Origin of the sequence: Chryseobacterium sp. CBSDS_008, from assembly GCF_049959325.1 — a bacterium.
In the GTDB taxonomy this organism is placed as follows: domain Bacteria; phylum Bacteroidota; class Bacteroidia; order Flavobacteriales; family Weeksellaceae; genus Chryseobacterium.
The window spans coordinates 1,655,100-1,670,746 of sequence record NZ_CP188202.1; the positions used below are offsets into that span (position 1 = coordinate 1,655,100).

The 15,647-nt window shown below is 39.0% G+C and carries 16 protein-coding genes; 8 read left to right on the top strand and 8 right to left on the bottom strand.

Annotated elements, in window-relative coordinates; genetic code table 11:
• Positions 1–29: 29 nt before the first annotated feature.
• The 3 genes from ACP3T3_RS07350 to queA form a co-directional block, all read right to left on the bottom strand.
• Positions 30–980: a sterol desaturase family protein gene (locus ACP3T3_RS07350; protein ID WP_426479259.1), complete on the bottom strand. Its 951-nt coding sequence runs from the start codon at positions 978–980 to the stop codon at positions 30–32.
• A 74-nt stretch (positions 981–1,054) separates the two neighbouring features.
• A complete protein-coding gene (gene rlmN, locus ACP3T3_RS07355; RefSeq protein WP_426479260.1) occupies positions 1,055–2,089 on the bottom strand; it encodes a 23S rRNA (adenine(2503)-C(2))-methyltransferase RlmN in 1,035 nt (344 codons plus the stop codon).
• A 71-nt stretch (positions 2,090–2,160) separates the two neighbouring features.
• The gene (gene queA, locus ACP3T3_RS07360; protein WP_426479261.1) at positions 2,161–3,210 is read right to left on the bottom strand and encodes a tRNA preQ1(34) S-adenosylmethionine ribosyltransferase-isomerase QueA; all 1,050 of its coding nucleotides are present in this window, start codon (positions 3,208–3,210) and stop codon (positions 2,161–2,163) included.
• A gap of 222 nt (positions 3,211–3,432) precedes the next feature.
• On the opposite strand from queA, the gene ACP3T3_RS07365 reads away from it, so the two are divergent.
• The 7 genes from ACP3T3_RS07365 to ACP3T3_RS07395 all read left to right on the top strand — a co-directional run bounded on the left by ACP3T3_RS07365 (position 3,433) and on the right by ACP3T3_RS07395 (position 8,713).
• On the top strand, positions 3,433–4,125 hold the full coding sequence (locus ACP3T3_RS07365) for an AIM24 family protein (RefSeq protein WP_426479262.1): 693 nt from the start codon (positions 3,433–3,435) through the stop codon (positions 4,123–4,125).
• Positions 4,126–4,180: 55 nt separating this feature from the next.
• On the top strand, positions 4,181–4,546 hold the full coding sequence (locus tag ACP3T3_RS07370; protein ID WP_426479263.1) for a hypothetical protein: 366 nt from the start codon (positions 4,181–4,183) through the stop codon (positions 4,544–4,546).
• A complete protein-coding gene (locus ACP3T3_RS07375; protein ID WP_426479264.1) occupies positions 4,503–4,985 on the top strand; it encodes a hypothetical protein in 483 nt (160 codons plus the stop codon). Before ACP3T3_RS07370 ends, ACP3T3_RS07375 begins: the two co-directional genes overlap by 44 nt.
• Positions 4,982–5,164, top strand: a complete 183-nt coding sequence (locus ACP3T3_RS07380; RefSeq protein WP_426479265.1) for a hypothetical protein — start codon at positions 4,982–4,984, stop codon at positions 5,162–5,164. Before ACP3T3_RS07375 ends, ACP3T3_RS07380 begins: the two co-directional genes overlap by 4 nt.
• Positions 5,165–5,386: 222 nt before the next feature.
• Complete coding sequence (locus ACP3T3_RS07385) at positions 5,387–6,784, top strand: Gfo/Idh/MocA family protein (RefSeq protein ID WP_426479266.1); 1,398 nt, start codon at positions 5,387–5,389, stop codon at positions 6,782–6,784.
• On the top strand, positions 6,774–7,688 hold the full coding sequence (locus tag ACP3T3_RS07390) for a sugar phosphate nucleotidyltransferase (RefSeq protein ID WP_426479267.1): 915 nt from the start codon (positions 6,774–6,776) through the stop codon (positions 7,686–7,688). Before ACP3T3_RS07385 ends, ACP3T3_RS07390 begins: the two co-directional genes overlap by 11 nt.
• Entirely contained in the window at positions 7,679–8,713 is a 1,035-nt protein-coding gene (locus ACP3T3_RS07395) for a phosphotransferase enzyme family protein (protein ID WP_426479268.1), read from the top strand. Before ACP3T3_RS07390 ends, ACP3T3_RS07395 begins: the two co-directional genes overlap by 10 nt.
• Positions 8,714–8,886: 173 nt before the next feature.
• Here the strand turns inward: ACP3T3_RS07395 and ACP3T3_RS07400 are convergent, their stop codons facing one another.
• Together ACP3T3_RS07400 and ACP3T3_RS07405 are read right to left on the bottom strand one after the other, a co-directional pair.
• A complete protein-coding gene (locus tag ACP3T3_RS07400; RefSeq protein WP_426479269.1) occupies positions 8,887–9,378 on the bottom strand; it encodes a DNA-deoxyinosine glycosylase in 492 nt (163 codons plus the stop codon).
• Between the two features lie 303 nt (positions 9,379–9,681).
• Positions 9,682–11,676 carry a S9 family peptidase gene (locus tag ACP3T3_RS07405; RefSeq protein ID WP_426479950.1) on the bottom strand — a complete coding sequence of 665 codons (1,995 nt, stop codon included), beginning with the start codon at positions 11,674–11,676 and terminating at the stop codon, positions 9,682–9,684.
• Positions 11,677–11,950: 274 nt separating this feature from the next.
• Between ACP3T3_RS07405 and ACP3T3_RS07410 the strand changes: the two genes are divergently transcribed.
• Positions 11,951–12,205 carry a hypothetical protein gene (locus ACP3T3_RS07410; protein WP_426479270.1) on the top strand — a complete coding sequence of 85 codons (255 nt, stop codon included), beginning with the start codon at positions 11,951–11,953 and terminating at the stop codon, positions 12,203–12,205.
• 57 nt (positions 12,206–12,262) lie between these two features.
• Here the strand turns inward: ACP3T3_RS07410 and ACP3T3_RS07415 are convergent, their stop codons facing one another.
• The 3 genes from ACP3T3_RS07415 to ACP3T3_RS07425 all read right to left on the bottom strand — a co-directional run bounded on the left by ACP3T3_RS07415 (position 12,263) and on the right by ACP3T3_RS07425 (position 15,468).
• Positions 12,263–12,607: a phage holin family protein gene (locus tag ACP3T3_RS07415; protein WP_253317585.1), complete on the bottom strand. Its 345-nt coding sequence runs from the start codon at positions 12,605–12,607 to the stop codon at positions 12,263–12,265.
• Between the two features lie 118 nt (positions 12,608–12,725).
• Positions 12,726–13,148, bottom strand: coding sequence for a PaaI family thioesterase (locus tag ACP3T3_RS07420; protein WP_426479271.1), 423 nt, complete (start codon positions 13,146–13,148; stop codon positions 12,726–12,728).
• 193 nt (positions 13,149–13,341) lie between these two features.
• A complete protein-coding gene (locus ACP3T3_RS07425; protein WP_426479272.1) occupies positions 13,342–15,468 on the bottom strand; it encodes a DNA topoisomerase 3 in 2,127 nt (708 codons plus the stop codon).
• Between the last annotated feature and the right edge of the window lie 179 nt (positions 15,469–15,647).

Sequence of the window (15,647 nt, forward strand, 5' to 3'; positions counted from 1 at the left end):
TCAGATTTCTATTGATTTTAAATCAGAAGTTAAGCCGTTTTCTGCTCTTTCTGATTTTGCTGTTGTTCTTTCTTTTGTGCCTGTCTGGCAAAATACTCTTTCTGGTATTGTCTTACCGTTTTTCCGGTTCCGTCATGTCTCCATCCCGGTGAATTGAAAATATAATTAATTCTGTCCGTGAACTTTAGTCCCGGCTGTTTAAGGTCTTTCCAGATTTTTCTCCATTCATAAAAAAGAACAGTATCGGGTCTGTTATCCGGCATTTTTGGATAGATCCCATATTTTACGGGTACGTTTGGATCTTCTTTCTGAAAGGTTCCAAATATTTTATCCCAGATAATGAGACACATACCCATATTTTTATCGAGATATTTCACATTACATGCATGATGTACACGGTGATGGGAAGGAGTTACCAGAATATATTCCAAAAACCCCATGCTCTTCACTGTTTGGGTGTGCACCCATGTTCCATACACCTGCCCGATTGCATAAGCTACCATAATATGCCACGGATTGAATCCTAAAAATGCAAGCGGCGAAAAGTATAAATACCTGTAAAGAGGCTGTAATACAGGACTTCTGAAGCCTGTTGTCAGGTTAAAATATTCTGAGCTGTGATGGGTAATATGAACGGCCCAGAATGCCCTGGAACGGTGGTCTACATAATGCAGTACATAGTAAGCAAAGTCTGTGATTACAAAACAAGCCAGTAAATACCAGATACTAAGGTCCCATGAAAAAATCCTGTGGTGATAAAAGAAAAACATCACTCCCATAGCAAAGGCCTTCATGATAAGGTCAAGGCCAAAGTTCATCAATGCAAGATAAACATTGGTAGCAAGATCTTTTCCACTATACAACTTAGCTTCTGAAACGTGGCTGTAAATCATTTCAGCTAAAATAACAGCAGCATGCAACGGAATAGCCCATGCATACACATTTTCCAGCCCGTCCTCGCTCATAAGAAAATCCATCATCACAAAATAATTTGTGCAAAGGTAGGGTTTTAACCTATTTTTTAAGAAAGCTTTAGGCTTTTTTTAAGGAAATTTTAATCTGTAGTTTTGTTGGCTAATTGCCCGCAGGCAGCGTCAATATCACCTCCACGGCTTCTTCTGACCATTACAGTTACCCCTGCGTTTTCAAGCTGACGGATATAGTTTTCTTCCGCCTGTTTGTTGCACTGGTCATATTTTCCGTCTCCTATCGGATTGTATTGAATCAGATTTACTTTTGAAGGAACCTGTTTACAGTATTTAATTAAAGCTTTGATATCTTCATCTCCGTCATTGATTCCTTTCCATACGCAGTATTCAAAAGTGATTACAGAACCTGTCTTTTGGTACCAGTACTGAAGAGCCTCCATAATATCCGTTAATGGGAATTTATCAGAGAAAGGCATAATCTCATTACGCTTGGACTCGATAGCAGAGTGAAGGGATAAAGCCAGCTTCACACGCAGTTCGTCATCCGCAAGCATTTTGATCATCTTAGGAATACCGGATGTAGAAACGGTAATTCTTCTTGGTGACATTCCCAAACCTTCCGGCTGGGTAATTTTTTTGATGGCTTCCACTACGTTTTTGTAATTCATCATCGGCTCTCCCATTCCCATAAATACGATATTGGAAAGCGGTCTGTCGAAATACATTCTGCTTTGGCTGTCAATCAGGGCAACCTGGTCTACAATTTCGGCTACTTCAAGGTTTCTCATCCTTTTCAGTCTTGCTGTAGCGCAGAATTCGCAGTTCAGTGAGCATCCTACCTGCGAAGAGACACAGGCCGTAGTTCTTGTTTCTGTAGGAATAAGAACAGATTCCACCATCAGTCCGTCATGAAGTTTCACGCCGTTTTTGATGGTTCCGTCAGAACTTTTTTGAAGAAGATCTACGGAAACAGGATTAATGGTATATTCTTCCGAAATTTTCTCACGAAGAGATTTTGAAAGATTCGTCATTTCGTCAATCGAATGGAGGTTTTTACTCCATAGCCAGTCATAGACCTGCTTCGCCCGAAACGGCTTTTCTCCTAAAGACATAAAGTATTCTTTAAGCTGGTCTAGTGATAATGTACGGATATCTTTCATTGTAAGGTTGCAGATTATAGATGGCAGGTGGCGGATAACTACTATCTGCCACCTTTTACCTATTATCTTTTTTATAGAATTAACATTGCATCTCCGTAAGAGTAGAATTTATACTTTTCCTTTACGGCTTCTTCATAAGCATGCATTATGAAATCTCTTCCGGCAAATGCGGCGATCATCATAATTAGAGTAGACTTCGGTGTATGGAAGTTGGTGATCATTGAGTTAGCAACTCCGAAATCGTGAGGCGGATAAATAAATTTGTTTGTCCATCCGTTGAAAGCAGAGATTTTTTTGTTTGAAGAAACAGAAGTTTCCAATGCTCTCATGGTAGTAGTACCTACTGCACAAACTCTTCTGTGAGATTCTACTGCTTTATTAATAATGTCAGCATTTTTCTCATCGATGATGATCTCTTCAGATTCCATTTTGTGCTTAGATAGATCTTCTACCTCAATCGGGTTAAACGTTCCCAATCCTACGTGAAGGGTTACTTCAGCAAAATTGATCCCTTTGATCTCCAATCTCTTCATCAGATGCTTTGAGAAGTGAAGACCTGCTGTAGGGGCAGCCACTGCTCCTTCTATTTTTGCATAAATTGTCTGATATCGTTCTGCATCTTCCGGCTCAACAGCTCTTTTGATATATTTTGGAAGCGGCGTTTCTCCCAATTCTTTTAATTTCGATCTGAATTCTTCATAAGACCCGTCGAATAAGAATCTTAATGTTCTTCCTCTTGAAGTCGTGTTATCAATAACTTCCGCTACCAAAGACTCATCTTCCGTGAAGAATAATTTGTTACCAATTCTGATTTTTCTTGCAGGATCTACCAAAACGTCCCAAACTCTTGTTTCTTTATCAAGCTCTCTTAATAAGAAAACTTCAATTTTAGCACCTGTTTTTTCTTTATTTCCGTAAAGACGGGCAGGGAAAACTTTCGTATTGTTGAAGATGAATAAATCATTTTCATCAAAGTAATCCACTACATCCTTGAATAATTTGTGCTCGATAGTTTGAGTTTTTCTGTCAAGTACCATTAATCTCGCTTCATCTCTGTGCTCTGATGGGTGTTCTGCTAATAATTCCGCAGGAAGATCAAAATTAAAATCTGATGTTTTCATTTTTTAAATTACGGTTTAAAAATTATTGAAATTACAAGGTGTAATTTTCGGAGTGCAAATATACGACATTGAATACCCCTTTGTCAAGTATTATTTACAATGAAATATAAAACCGTGATTTTACGGGGATTTTTAAGGGTAAAAATATTATTTTTGAATAAATTAAAATCCACATGGAATATACAAACTAAAATAAGACCAACACATTAAAAAAATATAATTATGAGTAAATATTCGATAGAAGCATTTATCAACGAAACAAAAGAAAATCCGCAACAAAGAGATTATTTTGAACTGGAAACGAAACATCTGCTGGAAATCAACCTTAATAACCAGGCTGTATGGACAAAAAGAGGAAGCATGGTAAGCTATGTGGGGAATATCAATTTTGAGAGACAGGGAATGCTGTCCGGCGGAATTGGAAATCTTTTGAAGAAAGCAATCAGCGGCGAAGGAAGTAAGCTGATGAAAGCGGAAGGAACCGGAAAGTTATATGTCGCCGATTCCGGGAAGAAAGTCCGTATTTTATATCTTAATAATGAGGCGGTTTGTGTAAATGGAAATGATGTTCTTGCACATGAACAAAGCGTAAAAAGTGATATCACCATGCTGAAAAGTATTGCCGGAATGATGTCCGGAGGGCTTTTTCAGGTAAAGCTTTCGGGAACGGGACATATTGCGATTACCACTCACGGAGATCCGCTTACCCTTTTGGTTACTCCTGACACCCCTGTTTTCACAGATCCCAATGCTACAGTTGCATGGTCCGGAAACCTAAAGCCGGAGCTGAAAACCAATATTTCTTTCAAAAGCCTTATCGGCAGAGGAAGCGGTGAGGAATTCCAGATGAAGTTCTCAGGGCATGGATGGGTACTGATCCAGCCTTATGAAGAGGTGTACTATATGGAAAAATAAAGCCGATAAAACTTAGAAGTGATTTAAATATTCGTAATAATTAAAATTTGCAGCCATGAATACTCTTATAAAGCTATTTATCGTAATCATTACACTACCTAACGTAATGATTGCCCAAACTTCAAAGAAAAATTACGAATATGCTGTAGATCTTCTTCATATGTCTGATGATGAAGTCCGGGTATCTTTTTCGCCCCCAAAGAATAATCTTAAACAGGGCAAATTTATTATTCCCAAACTGGTACCCGGATTTTATCAGGCTATGAACTTCGGACAATATGTTTCTGATTTCACTGCGACTGATAAAAACGGTAAAAAAGTCTTCACTGAACGTCTGGATAAAAACAGCTGGATGGTGCCTGTACCGTTCCGGAAATATGAAATTTCTGCCGCATGCCTTAAACAGAGTGGCTTCTCATGAATTTTTTCATATTGTTACCCCTCTCAATATTCATTCAGGAGAAATTCAGCATTATGATTTCCTGAACCCTGTCATGTCTAAACATCTATGGCTGTATGAAGGTATGACAGAGTATGCTACCATTCATATGCCTATCAAACAAAAAATGATCAGTCTGGAAGATTTTGAAAAAAGCCTGGAAGAAAAAATAAAGGGTATGAAAGAGTTTGACAATAAACTGTCTTTTACAGAAATAAGCAAAAATGCAATGGAAAGACAGGATCAGTATATGAATTTTTATATGAAGGGAGCATTACTCGGGTTATGCCTGGGCATCAGATTAAGAGAACTTTCTAACGGGAAAATGGGAACTCAGGATCTCATGCTTCAGCTTATGAAAAAATACGGAGAAGGCAAATATTTCAATGATGATGATCTGTTTGATGAAATACCCAAATGACCTATCCTGAAATACGTACATTTTTCAGCGACTTTATAGAAGGCACCCAACCTATTCCCTTGAAAGTATATCTGGAAAAAACAGGTTTCAACTATGATGAAGCGACCGGAAAAGTAACTTCTCTGCCCAATCCCGATTCAAAACAAATAGCTTTAAGAAAAGCATGGATCAATCAATAATTTTCATACAGATAACAAACAGATAGGCAAAAAAAATTAATGAAAAAAATAAGGCAAAAGAGTGAAAATTATCAGCCTATATTTCAATAAATCCAAAACCATTCAACTTTAAAATTTATAACCCTCAAATTCTTACAAACCAGTTCTCTCACCTCGCTCCCCGATTATCCATCACTTTATCGGGATTTACAAAAGTTTTAATATATTTAAGAAAAAAAATAGATGGACAATAGCAATTCCCGCAGAAACTTTATTAAGACGGCAGCGTTAGCAAGCTTTGGGGCACTGGTTTTACCCAATTCTTTATTTGCCTATACAAATGATTTTAAAACAGATAAAAAGGTCCGCGTCGGTTTTATCGGTGTCGGTCTTCGTGGACAGGAACATGTAAAATTACTGGCAAAACGGAACGATGTAGAGATTGTAGCATTTGCAGATCCGGAGAAAAGAATGCTTTCCGCTTCTCAAAAAATCTTAAAAGACAACAATAAACCGGCTGCTCAGGAGTTTTCCAATGGAGAGCATGACTATCGGAATCTTTTAAAATTAAAAACAATAGATGCTGTTGTGATTGCCACTCCATGGGAATGGCACCTTACACAGGGTGTGGAAGCGATGCGCGCTAAAAAAATTGTGGGCATGGAAGTTGCCGGAGCGATAAAACTCCAGGACTGCTGGGAATTTGTAAAGGTATATGAGGAAACAAAAGTTCCTATCTTTATGATGGAGAATGTATGTTACCGAAGAGACATTATGGCCATTCTGAATATGGTCCGTAAAGGGATGTTCGGAGAACTGGTACACGGAAGAGGCGGTTATCAGCATGATCTGAGAGGTGTCCTTTTCAATGACGGGGTTACTCCTTACAATTCCGGGGCTGAATTCGGAGAAAAAGGATTCAGTGAAGCAAAATGGAGAACCGAGCATTATGTAAAACGTAACGGGGAGCTTTATCCTACACACGGATTAGGTCCGGTTGCTATGATGATGGACATCAACAGAGGAAACCGCTTAACAAGACTGTCTTCATTCTCATCAAAATCTGTAGGACTTCACAAATATATCGTTGAACATCCTAAAGGGGGGGAAAACCACCCAAGTGCCAAAGTAAAATTCAACCAGGGAGATGTGGTAACAACACAGATTGCCTGTGCCAATGGGGAAACCATTCTTCTTACTCATGATACCAGTTTACAGAGACCTTATGATCTGGGCTTCAGGGTTCAGGGAACTGAAGGATTGTGGCAGGATTTCGGATGGGGAGATTTCAACCAGGGTCATATTTATTTTGAAAAAACAATGAACCATACCCACCGTTGGGACAATACTGAAAAATGGATGCAGGAACACGATCATCCGATGTGGAAGAAGTTTGAAACCACTGCTGCAGGAGCCGGACATGGCGGAATGGATTTCTTTGTGATGAATACTTTTATTGAATGTATTAAACGAAATATAGAATTCCCGATGGATGTGTATGATCTTGCGTTATGGTACTCTATTACGCCACTGAGTGAAGAATCTATTGCCAAAGGCGGCCAGGTAGTTGATATCCCTGATTTTACCAATGGAAAATGGAAAACCCGTAAACCCGTATTTGGAATGACCGATGAGCTCTAAGAAGACATTACTCATATTAGCAGGCGGATTAGGAAGCAGGTACAAAGGTCTCAAGCAGGTAGATGGCATACTCGATAACGGCTCGCCGATTCTTGAGTATTCTATCTTTGATTCCCTGGAAGCCGGTTTTCAGAAAGTGGTTATTATTGTCAACAAACTGATTCCTGAAAGTTATATTGAGAGACTCAATACCATTTCAAAAGCTAAAAATTTTGAACTGCACTGGGTATATCAGGAAATCAACAGCATTCCTGTTCCGCTGGAAGGATTTGATCATCCCGATCGTGAAAAACCATGGGGAACCGCTCATGCTGTGCTTTGTACCAAATATTCAATACAGGAGCCCTTTGTCATGATCAATGCGGATGATTTTTATGGAAAAGAAGCTTATCAGCTGGCTGCCCATGAAATTGACCATCACCATATTACAGATACACAACTAGGGATGATTGCCTATCCTGTGGGCACAACATTGAGTGAAAACGGAGCAGTAGCCCGGGGGATCTGTACGCTGGACTCAGAAAATTATCTGATCAAGGTGGTAGAACAAACATCCATTCAAAAAATAAATAACTCTATTGTTTATATTGAAAACGGAGAAAATATAAAATTAGATCCTGACAGCCTGGTATCGATGAACTTTTTTATTTTCCATCCCCACATCTTCTGCTATCTGGAAGCTTATTTCTATGATTTTATTGAATCAAATCCTCTGCCGAATCAGGAGTTTTATATTCCTTCCGCTGTGCAGAGAATGGTGGACGAGGAAAGAGTAAGAGTAAAGGTAAAAGCGTCTCCTGCCCAATGGATGGGAGTTACCTATGCCGATGACAAGAAAGAGATTAAGGATTTTCTGATTTCAGAGATTAAAAACAACAGATACCCGGAAAATTTATGGCGCTAAACGATATTGTTACTGAATTTATCAATACAGAAAATTATGAGCTCACTCCTATTACAGACGGATTGATCAATACAACTTATCTTCTGGAAGATAAAGATCAGGGCAAAAAATTTATCCTGCAAAAGATCAATTATCATGTTTTCAAACAACCGGAGGTTATCATCAACAATCATTTAATGATTAATGAACTTCTCAGGTCAAATAATTATCAGTTTCAAATTATAGAGCCCATCCCGTCTCTCGCCAATAAGCTTTTGGTAAAAGATAAAGACAATCAGCCATGGCGCATGCTAAGCTTCATAGAAAACAGTGTTACTTTTCTTACTGTTCCATCGCTGCAGACAGCTTTTGAAGCCGCTAGGACCTTCAGCTATTTCCTTGCCACTGTAAATACTGAAAAGCTGCCGGCTATTGAAGATTCCCTTCCCAATTTCCTCGATTTTGAGAAAAGGATCGCAGATTATAAAGACGCATTAAAAAATGCAGCTCCTCATGTAAGAGAAAATGCAAAAGCTGAAATAGAAATCACCAACCAGCTTCTGTCCTTGCCTGAGCAATGGATCAAAATGGAGAAAAGCAATCAGATTCCCAAAAGAATTATCCATGCAGATGTAAAAATCAGCAATATCCTCTTTGATCAAAATCACAATCCACTCGCTGTAATTGATCTGGATACCATAATGATTTCTACAATTTTGTATGATTTTGGAACGATGATCCAGTCTTATACCAATACAACAAGTGAAGATGACGGAAGGGCCCAAAACAATTTCAACCCTGAAATGTATAAGGCTGTAAAAGAAGGTTTCCTGGTTTATCTAAAAGAAAAACTGACTCCGGAGGAATCCGGGAACCTTGATTATGCCGCACAAGTCGCTATTTATATCCAGGAGATTCGTTTTTTAACCGATTATCTGAATGGAAGTGTTTATTATTCTACCCAATATCCTGAACACAATCTGGACAGAACAAAAAACCAGCTGGAATTATTGAAGGGCCTGAGGGAATATTTAGAAGGTAAATGATTCTAAGCCCCTATGATTCTTATTTAGATTCCTGCAGAATGGCAAAGTGCATAGATAAATAAAATGTCACAACTGCCCATTCCGCAGGAATCTATTCCCTTACAACTCCCACTCTCAAACTCTCCAGCTCTCAAACTCTCAAACTCACTAATCTGAATTACGAATCACAAAACTCAAACCAAAAACTCCAGAATCTTCTTCCATTCTTCCAATTTCTTTTCAAAAGAAACGGTATGAAGCGGACTTGTAGAAGGCAAAAGAAAAATGGGTAGTTTATGATTTTTCCCAAGGAGTTTCTGTAAGTTTTTATACGACTTTCCTCCATTACAAAACAGGGCTTTGATATTCGGGTGTTCTTCCAGCAGTTCGGCGATCTGATTGGCTTCTTCATTTCTGATTTCGGAATCCAGACTGCCTTTTCTCTCGCAGGAATCGATGACGTCCCAAAGAGCAATGTGATGTTTCTTTATGGTTTCTATTCTTTGAGTATAATCATCAGTGAATTCTTCATTCAGCAATTCAAAAATGATTTTCCAGAATTTGTTTTGTGGATGGGCATAATACTGTTGTTTCTCCAATGATTTCACGCCGGGAATTGACCCTAAAATTAAAATTTCAGATTGCGCATCAATAATCGGTGAAAATGAAGAAATACGGTTTTGCATATTCAAATATATTGATTTTATTTATTTTAATCAGGCTGGAAGCCGGGAGCTTGAAGAAGGAAGTTATGGAGGTTATGAAAACAGGTTTTCCATATTTTCATCTTTCAAACAATGATATCATGAATAGGGTAACCTCTAAAATGTTAAGGCTACAGTAAATTCCAGCCTCCCCCTTCCAGCTTCCAATAGCCTGAATTTTAATTTTCTTAACCCTAACTATGTTGGCTAAAGCCGTTGGATTATCCATGATAAAAAAACGGGCTAAATAAAGCCCGTTCCTATTGATATTTTATATTATTTGTCTTACAATGTTTCCTTCAGCCAGTCGAAGAATTCTCTCTGCCATACCAATCCGTTTTGCGGATGAAGTACCCAGTGGTTTTCGTTCGGAAAGTAAACCAGTTTAGATTTTAATCCTCTTAATTTAGCAGCCTGGAAAGCCTCCTGCCCCTGCTCGTAAGGAACACGGAAGTCAATTCCTCCCTGAACAATCATGATTGGCTTATTCCATTTATCTACAAAATTGCTTGGGTTGAATTCCGTATATGCTTTTGGAAGCGGCTTTTCCCATGGAGAACCAAGATCCCAGTTGGCAAACCAAAGTTCTTCGGTAGTCAGGTACCAGGATTTCATATCAAATAACCCGTCATGAGCAATGAATGTTTTGAATCTGTTTTCATGGATTCCTGCCAGCATAAATACGCTGTATCCTCCATAACTCGCTCCTACAGCTGCTACTCTGTCACCGTCTACATAAGGCAACGTTTTCGCAAAGTCTGTTGCTGCCAGATAATCTCGCATCGGCTGTCCGCCCCAGTCTCTTGAGATATCTTCATTCCATTTTGTTCCCCAGCCCGGCATCCCTCTTCTGTTGGGTGCTACCACGATATAATCGTTGGCTGTCATCAGGGCGAAGTTCCATCTGACACTGAAGTACTGTGTTAATGCAGACTGTGGGCCACCCTGGCAGTATACCAAAGTAGGATATTTTTTGTTAGGGTCAAAGTTGGGTGGATAGTGGAACCACACTCCCATTTCCTTACCGTCTGAAGTTTTCACCATTTTAAGTTCAGATTTCCCCTGAGCCAGCTTCGCATATGTGTCTTTATTGGCATCAGTCACCTGCTTCATTTCTCCGTTTTTAACGTTTACAGAGAATAGTTCTGTTGCATGGTTTATGTCTGTTCTTCCTACTAAAAGAGAAGCTTTATTGTCTGTAAAGATTTCGTTGACATCAAAATCTCCTTTAGTAATCTGCTGTACTTTTGCTGATTTTGAATCCAAGGCGAAAAGTTGCTTTGTTCCTCTGAATGCTGCTGTAAAGTAGATTGTTTTTGAATCTGCTCCCCAAAGCACATCTCCCGAAACACTTTCATCCCAACCTGCAGTGAGATTAGTAGTCTTCCCTGATTTCCAGTCCAGGATTTTCACATCATTTTTATCGGCTTCATATCCGTCTCTGGCCATACTCTGCCAGATCAGAGATTTTCCGTCCGGGCTGAATTTTGGGTTTATATCATATCCTTTGTTTGATTCTGTAAGGTTTTTGGTTGTTCCTGATGCCAAATCATACGCAAAGATATCCGTATTGGTACTTGTAGCGTACTCTCTGCCACTTTTAGGTTTTGTAACATATAAAAGCTGTGCAGAATCCGGGCTCCAGATAAAATCTTCAGCACCCCCGAAAGGTCTCTGAGGAGAATCCCATGTTTTTCCTTCCAGCAGGTCTTTTGCAGATTCTGCTTTGTCAGAAGTATTCACCACAAATACATGGTTATATTTTCCTTCATTGAAATAATCCCAGTGTCTGTGGTTCAGGTCTGTGTATACCTGAGCGGTGGTTTTGGGAGTATCACTGAATTTATCTTTCCCCATTACTTTTTCTACCAGCACCTGCTTACTGAAAGCAATTTTCTTCCCGTCCGGAGAAATTACAACATTATCAGCTTCACCGATGGTATAAAATTCTGTCCAGATTTTTCCGGCATCTTTAGAAAGATAAATCTTGTCCCCTTCCTGAGCATAGATTCCGTTTTTATCCCACTGAATAAGGGCTTTTTTCCCGAAATCAATTTTGGAAGACTGATGGTTAAGGACATTCAGAAAATAGTTCTCGTTTTTTGTTTTTTCTGTTTTAAGATCAACCTGCCCTACTTTATAGATAAGGGAACCCTGATCCGGTGAAACTGCCTGTACCCCAACTTTTTTCAAAGTCCAAAGAATTTCAGGCGTCATTACTTGTTGTGCATTCATTAAAAGCGGAGCTGCCAAAGCCAGCAGACTGTACTTAAGTTTCATATGTTGATATTCATTTTTTAACGGATGTACGGAATCTGCTGATTTCATAGCATCCTTTTATTACATTCAAAGATTGCCAAAGTTAATATTTAAAATAAAAACGGACGAAAGAATTAACATTAAAATTCTTTTTTCATAGATAAGCTTCTTCGGGGAAAACACCTACTTTTTAAATATGGGGATTTTCTCTGTTACTCTGCTTATCTCAAATACTGAAATTTACAATATCAGACGTCCGATATAATCAATAACAACCTAATTAAAATTTTACATTATGAGTACACCAGACACAGGCGATTTTAAAGCAACGCGTGTAGACGCAGGCGCGCCCAATCTTTGGCATGTCCATGAAGGTCATTTCAAATATGGATCTATAAAGGAAACGAGAGTCAACTTTGCAGGCAGAACTCTTGAACAGATCATGGCCAAGATTGCAGAAAATGAACCGATTAATGCCCCTTACATGAGAACAGACAACCAGATACTGACTTATGAAGACTGTATAAAATGGATTAAAAAGAACTGTTAAAAAAAAGAATAGGCTGCCCGTTTGGGCAGCCTATTGTATAAGATCGTTATTTATATTTTACTCTCCATCTGAGAACATTGAGTTCGCAAGGGAAGTTACGATTGATAATAATATACTAAAGATAAATGCCCACCAGAATCCATCTACTACCATGCTGTCTATGAAATAGTCTGCAATCAGGATAATTCCGGCATTGATTACCAGGGCAAAAAACCCTAAGGTAAGAATAGTTAAAGGAAGACCAAAAAGACTTAAGATAGGCTTTACAAATATGTTAAGAACCCCTAGCACGATAGCAAAAATAATGGCGGAGGAAAATCCTTCAAAATGTACACCCGGTAAGATTTTGGTTAAAAGATAAGCGACAATTGCCGTGATAAATAATCGGATAATTAAGTTCATTGTAATATTTTTTAATGTTTATGGGGTTTGTGGAGCAAAAGCCATTCCATTCCGGGAAAAAGAAATCTCTGAAACCCTTTATTGAAGGAATATTTCGTCTTTTATGTCCCTGAAATTCCTATTTTATTTTCATCATGGTTACCAATGAAGTCGCCACATGACTTTCGGAATCAGAGCCTTCGGTCTGAACATAGATTTCTGTTCTTACCACAATGATCTTTCCTCCGCCTTTGATAACATAGGATTTTGAAACCAAAGCATCTCCCATCGCAGGACGCAGGTAATTCACCTTCAATTCAACTGTTACCACATAACAGTCTTCCGGATAGTGGCTCACGGCAGCATATCCTGAAGAAACATCCACTAAGGAAGCAATCATTGCTCCGTTGAACATTCCTGCCTTTCTGGTCATCATTTCCATTTTGGGAATCTTCATAGATATAAAACCGGTTTCTGCTTCCAGCAGTTCTGCATTATAGAATTTCAGGGTTTCCGAACGGTTGAAGCTGTCTTCGATGAGTTTTCTTTTCTCTGGAGTCATTACTTTTTGAATTTGCGTGTAAATTTAAAGATTGATTTAAATAGTAATGAATGAAAAGAGGAAAATTTTTATAGGCTGAGCCAAACCTTATAGGTTTTAGAAACCTATAAGATTGCTGGTGTACGTTTGTTTAGCAGGATCAATATCTGGATGTGCAATGTTTGATATTTAAAAAAAATTTTATCCAAGTCAATTAAGAAAGCGATACCTGAAAATCATCGGTTAAGGAGAGAATCCCTTCTGTAAGCTCTTCCGGATGTGTGGTAAAACCTTTCAACTTAGATGTTTTCCCTTTTAAAACCAGGTCTAAAAGCTGTTTATCCGATAATTTTTTACCAAATATTTCAAAGGTAATTTTGAAGCCGCAGTTCTTGAAATCGGAACATCCTACCGCTGTTTTTCCTTTGATCAGGTTGTGTTCTTTACATTTCGGGCATTTTGTTTCTTCCCAGGACTGAAGCTCTTTTTTCTGTGCAGGTTCTCTTTTTTTCTTTTCCTTCGCTTCTTCTTTTACTTCTTCCTGGAGGGTAATCACTTTTCCTTTTCCATACACTACTTTTTCCGTAAGTTCTGTGACCATCTGGATCAGTTCTTCCTTGAAAAGATTGGCTTCGTACTCTCCTTTTTCGATTTTACGAAGTTTGGATTCCCATTCACCGGTCAGCTCCGGGCTTTTTAAAAGCTCGTCTTCGATGGTATCTATCAGCTGGATCCCGGTTTGGGTAGCGATCAGATTTTTTCTTTTCTTCTCGATGTATTTTCTTTTGAAAAGCGTTTCGATGATATTCGCACGGGTGGATGGTCTTCCAATCCCGTTGTTCTTCAGCATTTCCCTCAGTTCTTCATCTTCTACCTGCTTTCCGGCAGTTTCCATCGCTCTTAACAATGTTGCTTCGGTGTAGGGCTTCGGAGGTGTTGTTTTTCCCTGGTGAATCATCGGATCGTGTGGTCCGGTTTCTCCTACAATAAATTCAGGAATGGTTTGTTCTTCCTCTTTTTCTTTTTCCTTATCGGTGGTTTCTTCTTTGGGCTCCTTCGCATAAACGGCTCTCCATCCTGCTTCAAGAACCTGTCTTCCGCTGGTTTTGAAAGGTATGGTTCCTACTTTTCCTTCTACCAAAGTATTGGAAATTTTACATTCCGGATAGAATACGGCAATGAAACGTTTGGCAATCAGGTCATAAATCAGCTTTTCTTCCCTGCTCAGATTCTGAGAAGGTGGAATTTCCGTAGGAATGATCGCATGGTGATCAGTTACTTTTGCATCATCGAAAACAGCCTTTGATTTTGGAATCGGAGCTTCCAGTAATGGAGCAATCAGATCCTGATACGGGTACATTTTCTGAAGAATTCCTGTTATTTTCGGATATAAACTTTCGGATAGATAGGTGGTATCAACACGAGGATAAGTTACGTGCTTTTTTTCATAAAGACTTTGAACATAATTCAGCGTATTTTCTGCCGAATATCCATATTTTTTATTGGCTTCTACCTGAAGTCCGGTCAAATCGAAAAGCCGTGGATTTTTTTCTTTTCCTTCTTTAATTTCGAAAGAAACAATCTCAAAGGGGTTTACTTTAAGGTATTCCAAGCCTTTTTCAGCACGCTCCAATGTTTTTAAACGGTCAATTGCTGCATTGAAAATCACGTCACGATACCTGGTTTTCAATTCCCAATATTCTTCCGTGGTGAAAGCATCAATTTCTTTCTGACGCTGTACCAGCATCGCCAATGTGGGGGTTTGCACCCTTCCAATGGAAAGAACGGCTTTATTTCCTCCGAATTTCTTCGTAAAAAGTCTGGTCGCATTGATCCCCAACAACCAATCCCCTATGGCTCTGGCATTTCCGGCCAGGTACAGATTTTTATAATCTTCTGCAGGCTTTAAGCTCGCAAAACCTTCTTTAATGGCATCTTCCGTCAATGAAGAAATCCATAAACGCTGAACAGGTTTGTTGCATTTTGCCTTCTGCAATACCCAGCGCTGAATGAGCTCTCCCTCCTGCCCGGCATCCCCACAGTTGATGACCTCATCACATTCCTCAACTAATCTTTCAATGACTTTAAACTGATTTTCAACGCCTTTATTGGGGATCAGCTTGATTCCAAAACTGGCAGGAATAATCGGCAGTGAAAAAAGGTTCCAGGATTTGAACTGCGGACCGTAGTCGTGCGGTTCTTTCAGGGTACAAAGGTGCCCGAACGTCCATGTCACGCAATAGCCGTTCCCTTCCATATAGCCTTGTTTAGGCGTGGTAGCGCCCAATACTTTGGCGATATCTCTGGCAACACTGGGTTTCTCGGCAATACATAATTTCATGAACTCGGGTTTATTGAAGGAGTGCAAAAATCGGGATTTTTTTTGACATTGCAAATTCAGATAAAGGTTGAGGGCTTAAAGTTGAAAGAAAGGAAATTACATTTTGTAATCTGAAGATGGAAAGTATTACAATCTATTCAATCAATTTATTTAAACGCAAAGTTTAATATGTTGTTTTA